Raw genomic sequence first — 15,869 nt, forward strand, 5'->3', positions numbered from 1 at the left:
AGCTAAGCTTAGTAGTAAAGATGTTTCCACCTCCCCATTGTCTTGTGGATCATACAGCCATTCTTTCGCTTTCGAATCAATGACAGACACAACGTCGAGATCGTTCTCGACAATATCTTTTTATTTCTTTTAATCTCTTTGGTTATTGCTAGGGGCATTTTGCCCTCTGTAGAGGGTGCAAAATGCACTTCCTCTTGGAGAGATTTTGCGGTCGTCGATGGTGCATCTTGCCCCCTGATTGTGCAGAATTGTATAATCCATGCGGTACCATTTCGTCTTGTGCATTTTCATCCGATTACCCCGCATTAACGGGCAATAAGACCCCCAACTTCAAGTCTTCGTGGAAGCAAGAAGAATTAGTCGGGAATCAATTGCCCGTAGAAGCCCGAATGGCTCAACTAACAATCAGTGGAGGATGAGGCAGACTAAAAACGCGACGTCCTGTCGCAACGTCTGCACTAGCACGTCCTGTACGTCGAAAAAGCCCCACTGATTGAAGTTCCGCTTATACGAAGCGGCCGAAATGATATAACCACTGTCTTCCATTCGACGAATCGCTCTTTTCATCGTATCGCTAGATCAAAATGGGAACTCCTCGTTTTTCCACTCTTCATATGTTTTGTAAACCCACTTATGCCCATCCCGCACATTCGTCGAGATGAGCGCTTTAAAATACAGTTGCTGCAGTAAAATTGCCGCGTTTAATCCAACTGCCATCGCGAGCGACGGAAGCACTTGAAGAGGCATCTCTTAAATTAATAAATGCATCTCGAATCCTCCTTTGAATGAAGTCCAAACACACGTCTCCCTACTCACTAGTGTTTTTTGACGATAGCACGAGGTCTTTGGCCTAGACGAACGATGCTTTCACCCTATATATAGACAAACCATCTGAAAAAGGGGACAACTGGTGACATTTATTTTTAGTTTATGACTGCCATCCATTTTCAGAGCGCCTTAATTGTGTGGTGCCTGTGCACGAAGCATTTATGTATGTTTCTACAATCAGATCTGTATCATGGAAGGAACAACTCAGAATTGCGTTTGAATTGTGTAATAAACAGGCAGCCATCACTCAATATGATAGAAAAAGGCCTTCCAAGCAGATCATTGCAGAACAAATTATCGCTCGTTCATCAAATTGTCAAAAATATGTGAGCGCAAACTAACTGAATGAAGGTGAAAAGACGATGCAAAAGCTCTATTTTGAACCTGCATGGGACCGAGCAATTGCCCCTGCTGATCGCAAAAAAATGATGAATCATTTCCAACAACAAACAAAACAACTGCAAGGCGGCGTCCATTTTTCATTTTTATGGAATGCCCGGAATTATAAAGGTGAACAGCTTATTACTGTACTCATTCACAATTTTGATGAAGTAAACTTCCGCTTACAAAATACAACCATTGCCTACTATGAACAAGGCAACCAACTGGCCAATGCAACGTTTAGCTTACCTTGTGAAATTGCCAGAAATACCTCCATGCCATGGACGTTTATATTTTCAAAAACGATTGAAACAACTAGTTGTCCGGAGTATACAATCTGGAATTAAGGAAAAAGAGTTTGGTCTAATTGCATATCCATTACTTACCTTATGGGCCAAACTCAATAAAAAATAAAGCACATACCTAAAAATCCAATTTTCTGAAAGGTTATGATAGACTAATAGAATAGCAAAGAAAGGAAGCGATTTTATGCAATTTAAAACACTAAACAATGGACTTGAAATCCCTCAACTTGGCTTCGGAGTGTGGAAAATCCCTGATGAAGAAGCAAAAAATGCGGTGGAACAAGCACTAGAAGCTGGCTATCGTTTGATTGATACTGCAAAAATTTATCGAAATGAAGTTGGTGTCGGTAAAGCACTTGCAGCTAGCACTGTGCCGCGAGAGGATCTATTCATCACAACCAAACTTTGGAATGCCGATCAAGGCTATGAAAATACACTACAAGCATTCGATGAAAGTCTCGAAAAACTTGGTCTCGATTATGTTGATCTATACTTAATCCATTGGCCAACACCAATGTTTGATACGTATGTAGAAACGTACAAGGCGTTGGAAACAATTTATAAAGATGGCCGTGCAAAGGCTATTGGCGTCTGTAACTTTGATATCGAGCATTTACAACGAATCATAAACGAATGTGAAGTAATGCCGTCTGTGAACCAAGTGGAGTGCCACCCCTATCTACAGCAAACAGAACTCAAGGCGTTTTGTAAAGAACATGGCATTCTTTTCGAAGCATACAGCCCATTAATGAACGGCACCAAGGTTTTACAAGATCCAGTAATTCAGGAAATTGCAAATCAATATGGCAAAACTCCAGCCCAAGTCATTTTGCGCTGGCATCTTCAAACAGATGTCGTTGCCATTCCTAAAACAGTGACACCTTCACGAATGGACGAAAACATAAACGTATTTGATTTTGAATTAAGTGACACGGATTTAGATAAGATTGCGACACTTGAACGCAACAAACGCCATAATGCAGTACCTAGCCTATTTGACATGCGTTAATTGCAGACACCGAAAATAAAATAATCCCTCATTTTCTCGGAATAGAAAATGAGGGATTATTTTAACTTTCATGATTTAATGAGGATCTTTGTCTTTGTCTTTGTCTTTGTCTTTGTCTTTGTCTTTGCCTTTATCTTTATTTTTCTCCTTATCTCTCTTGTTCTCCTTATCTCTCTTATCCTTTTTGTTTTCTTTCTCACTGTCTCTCCCGTTATCTTTCTTGTCCTCCTTATCCTTTTTGTTCTCTTTCTCTCTGTCTTTCCTCTTATCTTTCTTATCCTCTTTATCCTTTTTCTTTTCTTTATCTTTCTTCTTCCCGTTGTCTATCATTCCACTTCGTTTCTTTTTCTTCTTTTCAACTAATGGTAAATTAAATGCCTTGTTAGGCAATTCACTCATGGATTTAGTTATTATTTGTTGGAATATGGTTGTCACTGTGACACCACTTGTTGCTGTCAAGTAATGGTCTTGATCGGTTTTATCATACCCTAACCAAATCGCACCAACGATATCTGGTGTGTATCCAACAAACCAGTGATCTTTTGAACCAGCTACGCCAGGGAAAGGCAATTGTGTAGTACCGGTTTTTCCAGCAATGTCTATGCCGGGTATCTGTGCATTCTTAGCTGTTCCGTTATCCACTACCCCTTTTAACATATACGTCATCTTTTGAGCAACTTCCGGTTCTGTAACCTGAGCGGACTTTTCACTCCACTTTCCAACTACTTTTCCTCCTGCATCCTTTATTTCTGAAATAGCATGAGCTTGCATCATTATTCCATCGTTCGGAAATGCGGAAAAAGCCTGTGCCATTAATAACGGTGACGTTCCTTGGTGTAAACCACCAAGTGCTAGCCCGAGATTATGATCTTCTTTTTCTAAAGGAATACCAAACCGTTCAACTGTGCTAAAACCTTGTTCAATTCCGATTTTATGTAATAGCCAAACTGGAGGTATGTTGTACGAGTTAATTAGCGCATCATACAGTGTCACTTGGCCGCGGTATCGTTTATCAATATTTTGTGGTTGATAGCCATCTATATTGATTGGTTCATCAACCAGCATATCGTCAAAGTCATAGCCCTGCTCCAATGCAGACGTATAAACAGCAAGTGGTTTTAATGCTGATCCGGGTTGCCTTACTAAATTTGTCGCGTTATTAAATCGTTTGTACGTATAGTCTCCTCTTCCTCCAACTAACGCGCTAATCCCACCCGTTTTAGGATTAAGAAATACGGATCCACTTTGAATTAGTTGATCGGGCTTGCTAACTGGAAAGTTGTTTTCATTCTGATAGACTTCTTCCGTAGCGTCCTGAATAACTGGGTTTAGTTCCGTATAAATGTGAAGTCCCCCGGACAACACTTCGTTTTCAGTTAATCCGTACTTTTGTACTGCTTCCTCGATTAGATAGTCCACATAATACGGATATTTCCCTTTATAATCGATGGTCTCTTTATCCGTTAACGCAATGGGTTGATCTATTGTTTTTTCAAGATCCTTTTGATTGATATAGCCTTCGCTCTTCATTAATGACAGCACGATATTTCTTCGTTCAACCGCTTTTTCCATGCTTTTATAAGGTGATAAGGTAGACGGGGCCTTGACTAGTCCCGCTAATGTAGCTGATTCGTTTAATGTTAATTCACTAACATCTTTACCAAAATAGACGTGTGCTGCTCGTTGAATCCCCCATGCGCCTTCACCAAAATAGATTTGGTTTAAATAACGTTCCATGATTTCATCTTTTGAGTACTTTTTTTCGATTTTCTTTGTGAATATAAGTTCTTTGAATTTACGCGTATACGTGCGTTCCTCTGTTAAAAATACATTTTTCGAAAGCTGTTGCGTAATTGTACTACCGCCAGCAACAACTTTACCTTTTACTAGATTTTTCATAAGTGCTTTGGTAATACCAAAGTAGTTAATACCATTATGCTTATAAAATCGTTGGTCTTCTGTAGCGACAAAAGCTTCAATGAGTTCTGTTGGAATCTGATCCAGACTAACTCCTTCAATTTTCGAGTTAGAAACTTTACTAGCTACTTCGCCATTTATATCATAAATAAATGTAGGTCTTGGTTCTACAATATTCAATTTACTTACATCGCTAAACGCTATTAAAATAGAAAATACCAATAGCCCAAACAAGATAATACCTAGGAAGACTACTACTAGTCTATTGATGCGTTTTTTTGATTTAAACCGTTCTTTACTGCTGCTTAATCGAGTCTGTTGTTTCCTACGTTCCATTCTGCTCAAACGAATACCACCTTCTATGTTGTTGCAAAAAAATATGGAGCTATGAGTTACAACTAATTCTTGGGAATGCATGCCTAACATTTAACACTAAACTAACGCCAATACGATATCAATAGTGTCATTGTCGCATTTGGTGCCAGGTGATACTTTCTCGCAATGCCGTTGTACCCTACTTCCATAATGAAACAATAGTACGACACAAAAAATAACCACCTTATAAAGGTAGTCGGTAGCATACATATCAAATTTTTGTACCTACGAAACGAACAATTCTGTTTGTTTAGACATTCACTATACCTTATTGCACAGCATAGGTACTTCAAATCTTAGGTGCGCATTGAAAAGGTATAAACGTTTTCCACGCTTTATTGCCAAAAATCATATATAATTCAATCATCAAGAGGGGGAAGATTTATGAAATTCGAAATGACGGAAAACGGTTTTGAGACAACGACGGCATTTGGTCAACTAACCATTTCAGGTAATGAGGATTATGGGTTTAGGCCATACCAACTTCTTGTTTCTTCTGTTGCGGTATGTAGTGGTGGTGTATTACGAAATATACTAGAAAAAATGCGCATGCCCGCTGAAAATGTAACAATTGAAGTGAATGAAGTACTTCGTAATCCAGAGATGGCCAACCGAGTTGAAAAAATCCATCTTCATTTTATCATTAAAGGTCAACATATCGATGAGTCAAAAATGGATAAAGTATTCGAGTTGACCAAGAAGAACTGTTCCATGGCCCAATCCGTCATCGATTCAATTGAACTGGTTGAAACGTATGAAATTATAGCTTGAGGTGTAGTATGTTACGTCTGTTGATTAACCAATAGTAATGAGTTAATTACTTGATCAGCACATGCCCACTACTTGTATAGTTGCGCTTTTGGATTGAATGACTTCTATGTTTCAAGTCAAAAAACCCACACTTTCTTTCCATTTAAATAAGGTACCCATATATCAATCATCTAATGAAGTATTTCACTTCGCATGAGATGGATAAATGGGTACCTTTTTATAGCGTTACACCTTAAACTCTTGAATCATTTCTTGCAAGTCGATTGCCTTTTCGAGTCCCGGTTGCCTGTGCACCACACATTTTTTGCAATCCACCATTAATTTGCTCCATCATTCCACCATTTCCTTCTCAAATTTTAGGCAATATCCCTTTCCATATACATATCCCCAAAACACCAAACCATATCTAAGATTTGTATAACCTAAATCTATGTAATTCCTAGACCATTCACACTACAATAAACCTATACAGATGAAAGGCGGTGCTCTACACCTATGATTAGCGAACAAATCTTAATCAGCACAGTTTTCATTGCTGGGATGCTATCCTTTTTTTCACCATGCATCCTTCCCCTACTTCCTGTTTATATATCCATCCTTTCAACGGATGAAAATGGCACACAAGATCGGCAACCTTTGAAAAGACTCGGTAAATGGCAAGTAAACCCGCGTTTAATTTTCAAAACAATTATTTTTGTTTTCGGACTATCCACAAGCTTTGTCATCTTAGGATTTGGTGCTGGGGCTCTTGGCTCTTTCATTAATACAGATTGGTTTATCGGCTTTTGCGGGGCTATCGTGGTGGTGCTTGGATTACACCAAATGGGGTTATTTAACCTCTCTCTATTAAACCGACAAAAAAAGGTTGAACTTAAAAGAAGTGGCAAGCGAGATATGCTAGGAACCTATTTACTCGGTTTTACATTCAGTTTTGGATGGACCCCTTGTATCGGCCCAATCCTTGGCGCAGTTTTAGGATTATCCGCAAGTGAAGGTCACGCACTATATGGGGCTATGCTCATGTCATTTTATGCACTTGGTTTGTTAATCCCCTTTTTACTACTTTCTATTTTCTCGGATCTATTACTAAGACAAGTAAAGAAAATCAACAAGCATATGCGTAAAATACGCTTTATTGGCGGTGTCATTATTGTCATCATGGGCCTTATTCTGATGACGAACAACTTAAATCTATTCGTATCTTTAATACCACAGTAAAGGAGGCGTTTAATTGTGATGAAAAAAATACCTATTCTTCTCGCTCTCGTCTTTTTAATGACAGCATGCTCTGGCGATAAGGATCAAACTACTAAGCAAACAAACAATGAAAAGCAAGCACCAACTTTTGACTTAGTGGATGTAGATGGAAATACGCACAATCTCTCGGATTATGCGGGCAAAAAAGTATATATTAAATTCTGGGCTTCTTGGTGTTCAATCTGCTTATCGGGCCTAGAAGAAATAAATACGCTAGCTGCGGAAGAGAAGGACTTTGTCGTTCTTACAATTGTTTCACCCGGTTTTAACAATGAAAAGAACAGTGATGCCTTTATTAAATGGTTCAAAGGCGTTGAAAATGTCTCGTCTATACCTGTTCTCTTAGATGAGGGTGGCTCCATAGCCAAACACTATCAGGTACGAGGTTACCCTACTTCTGTCTTCATTAATGCAGACGGTGAATTGATCAAAACGCAACCTGGACATTTAAGCAACGAACAAATCAGAACTCAATTAAAATAATACCACTAACGAAGGGGGCTTGAAGAACAATGAAATTTAAACTTATCGGCGGATTAATAGGACTACTGCTTCTACTTGCGGGTTGTTCGACATCGAACGCAACGTTAAAAAGCGTTACAGATACTTCACCTAATTCAGCTGGAGCGACTTCCAAGTATCCTGAAAACCCAAATTTACAAGTGACATATGATCCCGATAAATTAGAGGAAATTTGGCTTGCAGGCGGTTGCTTTTGGGGAGTTGAAGCCTATATGGCTCGGGTGTATGGTGTAGCTGATGTTACTTCTGGTTACGCAAACGGCCATACAGAAGACCCTACCTATGAAAAGGTAATTAAGGGAGACACGGGATACGCTGAAACAGTCCATGTACGTTACGACCCGGAGCGCGTTGATTTGGAAAAACTGTTAACACACTATTTCCAAGTGATTGACCCGACTGTCTTAAATCGACAAGGAAATGATCGCGGAGAACAATACCGTACGGGCGTTTATTATAAAAAATCCTCAGATAAAGGTATAATTGATCAAGTAGTCTCAAAGGAACAGAAAAAATATGATGACCCCATTGTGACTGAAGTTGAATCATTACTATCCTACACACTTGCAGAGGATTATCATCAAGATTATCTGGAGAAAAATCCAGACGGTTATTGCCATATCGAATTTGATTCGCTTGAAGATCAGGAAATACCTAGCCTCATTGATCCCGCGTTATACCCTAAACCGAGCGATAAGGAACTTAAAGAAAAATTGACTGACATTCAGTATAAAGTGACCCAAGGTAATGGAACTGAAATGGCTTTTTCTAATGATTTTTGGGACAATTATGAACCTGGTCTATATGTTGATATTGCAACTGGTGAACCTCTTTTTTCATCATCAGACAAATATGATTCTGGCTGTGGCTGGCCAAGTTTTACAAAACCAATTGACCCGGATGTAGTCGTTGAACTTGAAGATAAAAGCTTTAATATGATTAGAATTGAGGTAAGAAGTCGCTCAGGAAATAGCCATTTAGGGCATGTTTTTGACGATGGACCAAAAGACAAAGGCGGATTACGCTATTGCATTAACAGTGCTGCGATAGCTTTCATTCCACAAGCAGAAATGGAAGCAGCTGGTTACGGCTATCTTAAAAACAGTACAAAATAAGGGGGTTCTTGCCCCCTTTTTAGTCATTTAGATAGAAAGGAGAAAGCCATGTACACATTACTAGTAGTCGATGATGAACCTATCATTATTAAAGGTATTCGCTCCTTTGTCGATTTTGAAGCACTTTCGATTACAGCTGTCTACGAAGCATCCAATGGTGAAATGGCGCTTGAAAGCTTTAAGGAGCATCTACCTGATCTTGTTTTAGCTGATATTAATATGCCTAAAATGAATGGTCTTGATTTTGCCATTGCTGCAAAAGCCATTAAACCAGATGTGAAAATTGCACTCGTAACTGGCTATGATTATTTTGACTATGCATTAACGGCTTTAAAGAATGGCATTGACGACTATGTATTAAAACCCGTATCCAGAAAAGACATTCAAGAAACTTTAAAAAAGCTCATTGAAAAGCTTAACAATGACCAAAGTAATTTAGAGGTTTCGCGACTAGTAAAGGATATTATCAGCAACTCGATTTCTTCTGAAGATACGGGCTACAAATCTAAAATCCAAAATGAAATAGCTCTAAACATCTCAAATAACGAGTTCTCTTTAACCTATTTGGCGAAACAAATGTCTCTTAGCACATCCTACCTAAGCACGCTATTTAAGTCGCTTTATGGCACTACATTCCAAGATCATATGCTTTCCATTCGACTGGATCGCGCTAAAATTTTGTTGCTTAGTACAGAGATGAAAGTATATGAAATTGCTGCTGCAGTAGGCTTTGACGATCCTAACTATTTCAGTGCAACCTTCAAAAGGAGATTTCATTTTTCTCCAAATCAGTTTAAGGAAAAGGCAAAAGAATGAAGCGATTTACATCTAAAATGATGAAAAAACTTCGCGTGCAAATTGCCCTCCATTATTTAATGGCGAGTGCACTCACCCTCTTACTGATGGGATTCATCCTCTATGCGAGTATTTCATCAGTTGTATTAAAAGAGGCTGTAACTACAACCGAGAACGCTGTTGATAAAAGTGGGATGTATATTGACTTATATATTGATCGTTTAAAAGCTGTTTCAAGCTTACTCTCTGAAAATCCACAACTTGTTAGCTATTTATCCAACACAAAGCGTGATCCTTTAGCAAAGAAAGATATATACACGAGTATTGACACAACAATTGCTTCAGATTCCTTCATTAAATCGGTCATTATTGTCAGTAAGGATGGACAAATCCTTTCGAATGAACGTAACTTAAACATGAGCATGTCCAGTGATATGATGAAGGAACAATGGTATACCTCCGCAATCCATAGTGGAAGCATGCCTGTACTCACGTCTGCGAGAATGCAGAAGTTTTCTATGGACAAAGACAGTTGGGTAATCTCCATCAGCCGCGAGATTAAGAACACACAAGGCGAAAATATTGGTGTGTTGCTGATTGATATCGAATATAAGGTAATTGACGATTACTTAGCAAATTTGGATTTAGGTAAAACCGGTTTCTCTTTTATTATCAATGACAATTCCGAGGTCGTTTACCATAAGGACCCTGTTTACTTTAGAGACGTGGCGAAACAAAACACACTTCGAAATATTGTTGCAAATAAAGACAGTTATGACACGAAACAAAATACACTTACACATACCTATCCTCTCAAAAATGCGGATTGGCTCCTTGTCGGTGTGTCTTCTCAAGATGGTCTACTCGCTATAAAAAAACAACTTCTAGAAATCTTTTTATTGGTAGGAATCGTCCTTCAAATCATCGCAGCTATAAGTGTTGGCTTATTTGCTGGGAGAATAACTGCACCTTTTCAAAAATTAGAAAAAGCGATGCAAGAAATTGAGAATGGTTTATCAGAAGTGCCAATTGACGACAAAGGTTGTTATGAAGCACAAAGTTTAGCAAGACATTTCAATCTTATGATTCAAAAAATTGAAAAGCTCATGCAGGAAATTACGGAGAAAGAAAAGCATCTTAGATCTTCTGAAATTAATGTACTACATAGCCAAATCAATCCGCACTTTTTATACAATACGCTCGATACAATTGTATGGATGGCTGAGTTTAATAATAGTGAAAAGGTCATTGAAATCACGAAGGCACTTGCACAATTTTTCCGTTTGTCGCTTAGTGGTGGCAAGGAACTAACGACTGTAGAAAATGAACTCGATCATGTACGCCAATACCTCTTTATACAACAAGAGCGCTATGGGGATCAGATGGCCTATGATATTGTCTGTGATGATGCATTAATGCAGATGCAAATGCCGAAGATTTTAGTACAACCCATCGTTGAAAATGCTTTGTATCATGGCATCCGTGGTATGGCCCATCAAGGTCATATTGAGATTCGGGCCGAAGAGAGCGCTAGTGATATTCTCCTAATTGTAAAAGACAACGGAGAAGGCTTTGATTTGACGCAAATTGACCAGAATGTTTCAAACAATGTCGCTAAACTTGGCGGAGTCGGTATTAAAAATGTTGATGAGCGCATCAAGCTTTACTATGGAGAAGCGTATGGAATAACAATCGATTCAATTGTCGGAAGTGGGACGACTGTAACAATTAAAATCCCCCAGAATAGAGTTTAAAATACACCGCCTACAGATTAACTATCTGTGGGCGGTGTATTTTCTCTTCTATATACGGTGATTGCAATCTTTTGGCTTGCCATCAACTTCGCGACCGTATGCCGTACTTTTTTTCGATATCTAACATTTGAAAGTCCTTTTCTTGAAGTTCAGCTCTTAATGTTCCCTTCAACTTATGCGCATTTTTTGTCTTTCATTTTGTTAACCTCAAGCTTGCGATTTCTTCTTCGCTCAGTGGAAGAAGTCCCATAATCTCTTCATTGCTATATCCCTTTGTAATCATCGAACGTGCAAGAGCTCTTCTTTCTTCAGTAATTCCTTCTTTAATCCCTTCCGCCCTATCCATTGCCATCAGCTCCGCAACTGTAGGCGGTACGTTATTTTTTTCGAAATGTAACATTTGAAAGTCCTCCTCTTGAAGTTCAACTCTTAATGATTCCTTTAGCTGCTCAGGTAATCGCAATAAATAATCGATGAAGTAAAACAATGCAGATATGGATGGACGCTGAATGTTTTCATCGTGCAACAACTCACGCAACAACTTCACCTTGAAAACGAACCGTGCATCCGCATCAAGCTTTGTTTTATTCAAATAAATTGCAGCTAGGACTGCCTTACTGAACAAATTTGGCGATTGTTCCAACTCACTTACATTTTGCTCCATCAACGTGTATTGATTGAATACATAACTTAATTACGTACCGAAATAAGCATACTCGAAAGCGTTGGGAATTATCCGCTCATCCGCACCTGTTTGTATCGCCATTGCAACGATTTCTTGGTCATAGCGGTCGTAGATCCGGTAGAAATATTGAAACATTCTTTTTGGGAAATCTAGGTCAGCGTCACCTTGCACTTCGATATGAATCAAAATCCATTTCTCTTGCCCGTCTTTCAAATGTACTTTGACAATCTGATCGGCAATTTTCCGACCTTTCTTTTTTTCAATAATTACTTTGAATAACTCTTGTTGCAAAAAATCCGGCGGCTTAGTGAAGTCGATTTTCTCATACAGGTCCGGTAGAAAAAACAATAGAAAATCCTCAAACAGATCCGCTATGACCTTCTTCCACAGACCATCCTGATCCACATTACTTACCTTGTAGGCACTTGTTTTTTCAAGAATCAGTGCGTTTACCATAATTATATCACACTCCAAATTCTAAGTTACCACTATAATCAGATTAATTATAACACATAAGAACATACATTCCAATTTGTATAGAAACAAAAACACACCGCCTACAGATAAACTATCTGTAGGCGGTGTGTTTCTCTCTTCTACCATGTTCAGCTTAATTCACAACAAAATACCTCGCATCCGGATGAGCAAATACCATCGCAGACACGGATGCTTCTGGTTCCATCATGAATTCTTCTGTTAACTCAACGCCAATATCTTCTGGGTTTATCAAACCAAAAAGCTTGGCTTGATCATCTAGATTTGGACATGCTGGGTAACCAAAGGAGAAGCGTTGCCCTTGGTATTTGGCAGCGAAAGCATCTTTCATTGTAAAGTCTGTTGCGTCTGGGAAGCCCCACTGATCTCGAATTTCTTGGTGAATTCGTTCCGCAAAACCTTCCGCTAGTTCAAGGGCAGTTGCTTGGAATGCATGGCTTTCTAAAAACTTGCCTTGTTCCTTTAATCTGTTCGCTTCGGCACGCACGCCGTGACCTGTCGTTACTTGCATAAACGCAACATAGTCCATTTCTCCACTTTCCACTGATTTCAAGAAATCAGCTAGGCACAAGAAAGGTGTGACAGATTGACGTGGGAATGTGAAACGTTCGATTTCTGTTTTAGCGTCTTTCGGATCATAGATAATTACATCATCGCCATCTGCTTGCGCAGGGAAAAATTGATACAACCCTCGTGGTTTTAATAGATCCGATCGTAAGAACCCAGTGACGAGTTCATGGAGCCCAGTTGCACGTTCATCTCCTCTTTCGATTAGCTTATCGCTATATCCCCTTAAACCTAAGTGATGGCCAATCAATGTGCGCATATTGACATAAGGATGAAGGTGGGCAACGGAATAATCTCTCATCACATGTCGTCGAAGATCTTTCGGAATGTAGACGGCAACATCTTCACGGACCGTTTTCACTGGCTTCTCTAATACAGCAACCGCAGTTTTGGAAGCACGAACCGCCTCTGCTAGTACACGTTTCTCCTGTTGGATAACTAAGTCGTCCAATAAAACCACTTTATCTTCCTTATCCTGCAAACGATTGGCTAGATCGAGCCCTTGCATGGCATCTTTTGCATATAACACCGGACCGTCGTATTCAGCAGATATTTTTGTTTCTGTGAAACGACGAGACAGAGCTGCTCCCCCTACAAGGATTGGTACATCAATACCCGCCTCTTTAAAATCTTGTGCAGTAATCACCATTTGATGCGCAGATTTAACGAGAAGGCCAGACAAACCAATGATATCCGGCTTTTCTTGACGAATGACTTCTATCAGCTTAGCGGGTGTAACTTTAATGCCAACATCGATTACTTTATAGCCATTATTACTTAAAATAATCTCAACCAGATTTTTCCCAATATCATGCACATCACCCTTGACTGTTGCCAACACGATTTTCCCCTTACCGGAATCGTCTTCTTTTTTCTCCATGAAATCTTCTAGGTAGCCAACAGATGCTTTCATAACACCTGCACTTTGCAGTACTTCGGCAACAATGAGTTTATTCTCATTGAACAAGCGCCCTACCTCAGCCATCCCTTTCATCAGCGGCCCGTTGATAATATCAAGCGGCGTATCATACATCTGAAGTGCAGCTTCCAAATCAGGGAGTAGCCCTTCTTTTGTTCCTTCAATAATGTAATAAGCAAGACGTTCAGGAACTGTTTTTGGAATATCATCTTCTGTTTTCTCTTTTTTCTTACCGCGATAAAAATCAGTGAAATCAGCAAGTGTTTTGTCCGTTGTGGTAAATAAAAGCTCGTCCGCCATTTTAATTTCCTGCTCCGGAATAGACGCAAAACGCTCCAGTTTCTCTGTGTTCACAATCGCAAAATCAAGCCCTGCTTGCGTACAATGGTATAAATAAACGGCATTCAGCACTTCACGTCCAACTGGCGGAAGTCCAAATGACACATTACTTACACCTAACGTCGTTAGACAGCGCGGCATCTTTTCTTTTATTAAACGAATGCCTTCAATCGTTTCTACTGCTGCACCAATGTATTGTTGATCCCCTGTTCCGACTGGGAATACGAGCGGATCGAAAATAATATCTTCCGGCGCAAGGCCCCATTTGTTGACAAGCAAGTCATATGAACGCTCCGCGATTTCAAGTTTTCGTTCACGCGTAACGCCCATTCCAATTTCATCAATCGTCCCTACGACGACAGCGGCACCATACTTTTTCACAAGTGGCATCACTGCGTCAAATCGTTCTTCTCCGTCTTCTAGGTTGATGGAGTTAATGATTGTTTTACCTTGTGAATACTTTAACGCTTCTTCAATCACTTTTTCATCCGTCGAGTCAATGACAAGTGGTACTTTAACTTTTTTCACGACTTCTTTCATGAATTCGGACATGTCCTCTAACTCATCACGGTCTGGGTTCGCAAGACAAATATCAATAACGTGCGCGCCGCCTTTTACTTGAGCACGTGCAATTTCAGATGCTTCTTCAAACTTGCCTTCTATAATTAGTCGTTTAAATTTCCGAGATCCTATTACATTCGTGCGTTCGCCAATTAATAAAGGACGCATTGATTCATCATATTGAAGGGGCTCAATCCCAGATAAAACATGACCACGACTTGATTCCGCCGGCTTACGTGGCGCCAAATCTTTCACCGCTTCTCGTAGTGCTTTAATATGTGCCGGAGTCGTTCCGCAACATCCACCCACCACATTTAACCACCCTTTTTCCGCAAAACCCATTAACTTTTTAGAAAGTGATTCGGGCGATTCATGGTAATGCCCTTCTTCATCTGGTAATCCAGCGTTCGGATAACAACTAACATAGCCATCCGATATCTCTGACAGCGAGCGGATATGATCCCTCATAAATTCTGGTCCAGTTGCACAGTTTAAGCCTACAGAAAGTGGTTTAATATGCTCAATGGAAATATAGAAGGCTTCAATACTTTGTCCAGCTAGCGTCGTCCCCATCGGTTCAATTGTTCCTGAAATCATAATAGGAAGTTCTATCCCCGTTTCTTCAAACGCTTTTTTAATGCCAATTGTAGCAGCCTTGACGTTCAGCATATCTTGGCTAGTTTCTAGTAAAATTAAGTCACTTCCGCCTTCAACTAATGCTTTTGCTTGTATGTAAAAGTCCTGTGTCAATTCGTCAAACGTAATTCCCCCTGTGACAGATAGCGTTTTCGTCGTTGGCCCAATTGCACCTGCTACAAAACGTGGCCATTCATCTGTAGAGAATTCAGCACTGCATTTCTTCGCAAATTGTGCTGCGCGGAAGTTAATGTCATGTGCTTGGTCTCCAAGATCATAATCATTCAACACAACTGGCGTTCCACCGAACGTATTCGTACAAATGATATCGGCACCCGCTTCTAAATAACCACGATGAATCGTTTCAATAACCTCTGGATTAACGATATTTAAATATTCATTACAGCCATCATATTCTTCCCCACCGAAATCTTCCGGAGATAGATTCGCGTTTTGAATCATCGTTCCCATTGCTCCATCAATGATAAGAATTCTTTTTTGAAGTTCCTCTTTAATTAGATGAGTCGACATAGCTGATCTCTCTCTCTCTGTACGTTAATTTAGTTGTGATGGTGAATCAATTTCAGTAACATGCCATTTCGAATGAAAAACGTGATTATGTATTAGCTACTAAAAAA

13 protein-coding genes are annotated in these 15,869 nt (G+C 39.6%); 8 read left to right on the forward strand and 5 right to left on the reverse strand.

The features are described 5' to 3' along the window. Positions 1-579: 579 nt before the first annotated feature. Positions 580-735 carry a hypothetical protein gene (locus H2672_RS09820; protein WP_186671148.1) on the reverse strand — a complete coding sequence of 52 codons (156 nt, stop codon included), beginning with the start codon at positions 733-735 and terminating at the stop codon, positions 580-582. 455 nt (positions 736-1,190) lie between these two features. Here H2672_RS09820 and H2672_RS09825 point away from each other — a divergent pair, with 455 nt between their 5' ends. Both H2672_RS09825 and H2672_RS09830 read left to right on the forward strand, forming a co-directional pair. Then, on the forward strand, positions 1,191-1,556 hold the full coding sequence (locus tag H2672_RS09825) for an SLAP domain-containing protein (protein WP_186671149.1): 366 nt from the start codon (positions 1,191-1,193) through the stop codon (positions 1,554-1,556). A 142-nt stretch (positions 1,557-1,698) separates the two neighbouring features. Then, positions 1,699-2,523 carry an aldo/keto reductase gene (locus H2672_RS09830; RefSeq protein ID WP_186671150.1) on the forward strand — a complete coding sequence of 275 codons (825 nt, stop codon included), beginning with the start codon at positions 1,699-1,701 and terminating at the stop codon, positions 2,521-2,523. 75 nt (positions 2,524-2,598) lie between these two features. On the opposite strand, the gene H2672_RS09835 is transcribed toward H2672_RS09830, so the two are convergent. Beyond that, positions 2,599-4,776 (reverse strand): transglycosylase domain-containing protein, encoded by a 2,178-nt coding sequence (locus H2672_RS09835; RefSeq protein ID WP_186671330.1) that lies wholly within the window; start codon positions 4,774-4,776, stop codon positions 2,599-2,601. A 423-nt stretch (positions 4,777-5,199) separates the two neighbouring features. Between H2672_RS09835 and H2672_RS09840 the strand changes: the two genes are divergently transcribed. The 6 genes from H2672_RS09840 (at position 5,200) to H2672_RS09865 (ending at position 11,029) form a co-directional block, all read left to right on the forward strand. Then, positions 5,200-5,586 (forward strand): OsmC family protein, encoded by a 387-nt coding sequence (locus tag H2672_RS09840; protein ID WP_186671151.1) that lies wholly within the window; start codon positions 5,200-5,202, stop codon positions 5,584-5,586. A gap of 495 nt (positions 5,587-6,081) precedes the next feature. Then, a complete protein-coding gene (locus H2672_RS09845) occupies positions 6,082-6,804 on the forward strand; it encodes a cytochrome c biogenesis CcdA family protein (RefSeq protein WP_186671152.1) in 723 nt (240 codons plus the stop codon). Between the two features lie 18 nt (positions 6,805-6,822). After that, the gene (locus tag H2672_RS09850; RefSeq protein WP_186671331.1) at positions 6,823-7,326 is read left to right on the forward strand and encodes a TlpA family protein disulfide reductase; all 504 of its coding nucleotides are present in this window, start codon (positions 6,823-6,825) and stop codon (positions 7,324-7,326) included. A 29-nt stretch (positions 7,327-7,355) separates the two neighbouring features. Next, positions 7,356-8,480 (forward strand): peptide-methionine (R)-S-oxide reductase MsrB, encoded by a 1,125-nt coding sequence (gene msrB / locus H2672_RS09855; protein WP_186671153.1) that lies wholly within the window; start codon positions 7,356-7,358, stop codon positions 8,478-8,480. 48 nt (positions 8,481-8,528) lie between these two features. After that, the gene (locus tag H2672_RS09860) at positions 8,529-9,296 is read left to right on the forward strand and encodes a response regulator transcription factor (RefSeq protein WP_186671154.1); all 768 of its coding nucleotides are present in this window, start codon (positions 8,529-8,531) and stop codon (positions 9,294-9,296) included. Further along, on the forward strand, positions 9,293-11,029 hold the full coding sequence (locus H2672_RS09865) for a sensor histidine kinase (protein ID WP_186671155.1): 1,737 nt from the start codon (positions 9,293-9,295) through the stop codon (positions 11,027-11,029). The genes H2672_RS09860 and H2672_RS09865 overlap by 4 nt, the downstream gene beginning before the upstream one ends. Positions 11,030-11,222: 193 nt before the next feature. On the opposite strand, the gene H2672_RS09870 is transcribed toward H2672_RS09865, so the two are convergent. The 3 genes from H2672_RS09870 to metH form a co-directional block, all read right to left on the reverse strand. Further along, the gene (locus H2672_RS09870) at positions 11,223-11,693 is read right to left on the reverse strand and encodes a hypothetical protein (RefSeq protein WP_186671156.1); all 471 of its coding nucleotides are present in this window, start codon (positions 11,691-11,693) and stop codon (positions 11,223-11,225) included. A 30-nt stretch (positions 11,694-11,723) separates the two neighbouring features. Further along, positions 11,724-12,170 (reverse strand): Rpn family recombination-promoting nuclease/putative transposase, encoded by a 447-nt coding sequence (locus H2672_RS09875; protein ID WP_186671157.1) that lies wholly within the window; start codon positions 12,168-12,170, stop codon positions 11,724-11,726. A 154-nt stretch (positions 12,171-12,324) separates the two neighbouring features. After that, the gene (gene metH, locus H2672_RS09880) at positions 12,325-15,762 is read right to left on the reverse strand and encodes a methionine synthase (protein ID WP_186671158.1); all 3,438 of its coding nucleotides are present in this window, start codon (positions 15,760-15,762) and stop codon (positions 12,325-12,327) included. Between the last annotated feature and the right edge of the window lie 107 nt (positions 15,763-15,869).

Origin of the sequence: Sporosarcina sp. BP05 (genome assembly GCF_014282005.1) — a bacterium.
Lineage (GTDB): Bacteria > Bacillota > Bacilli > Bacillales_A > Planococcaceae > Sporosarcina.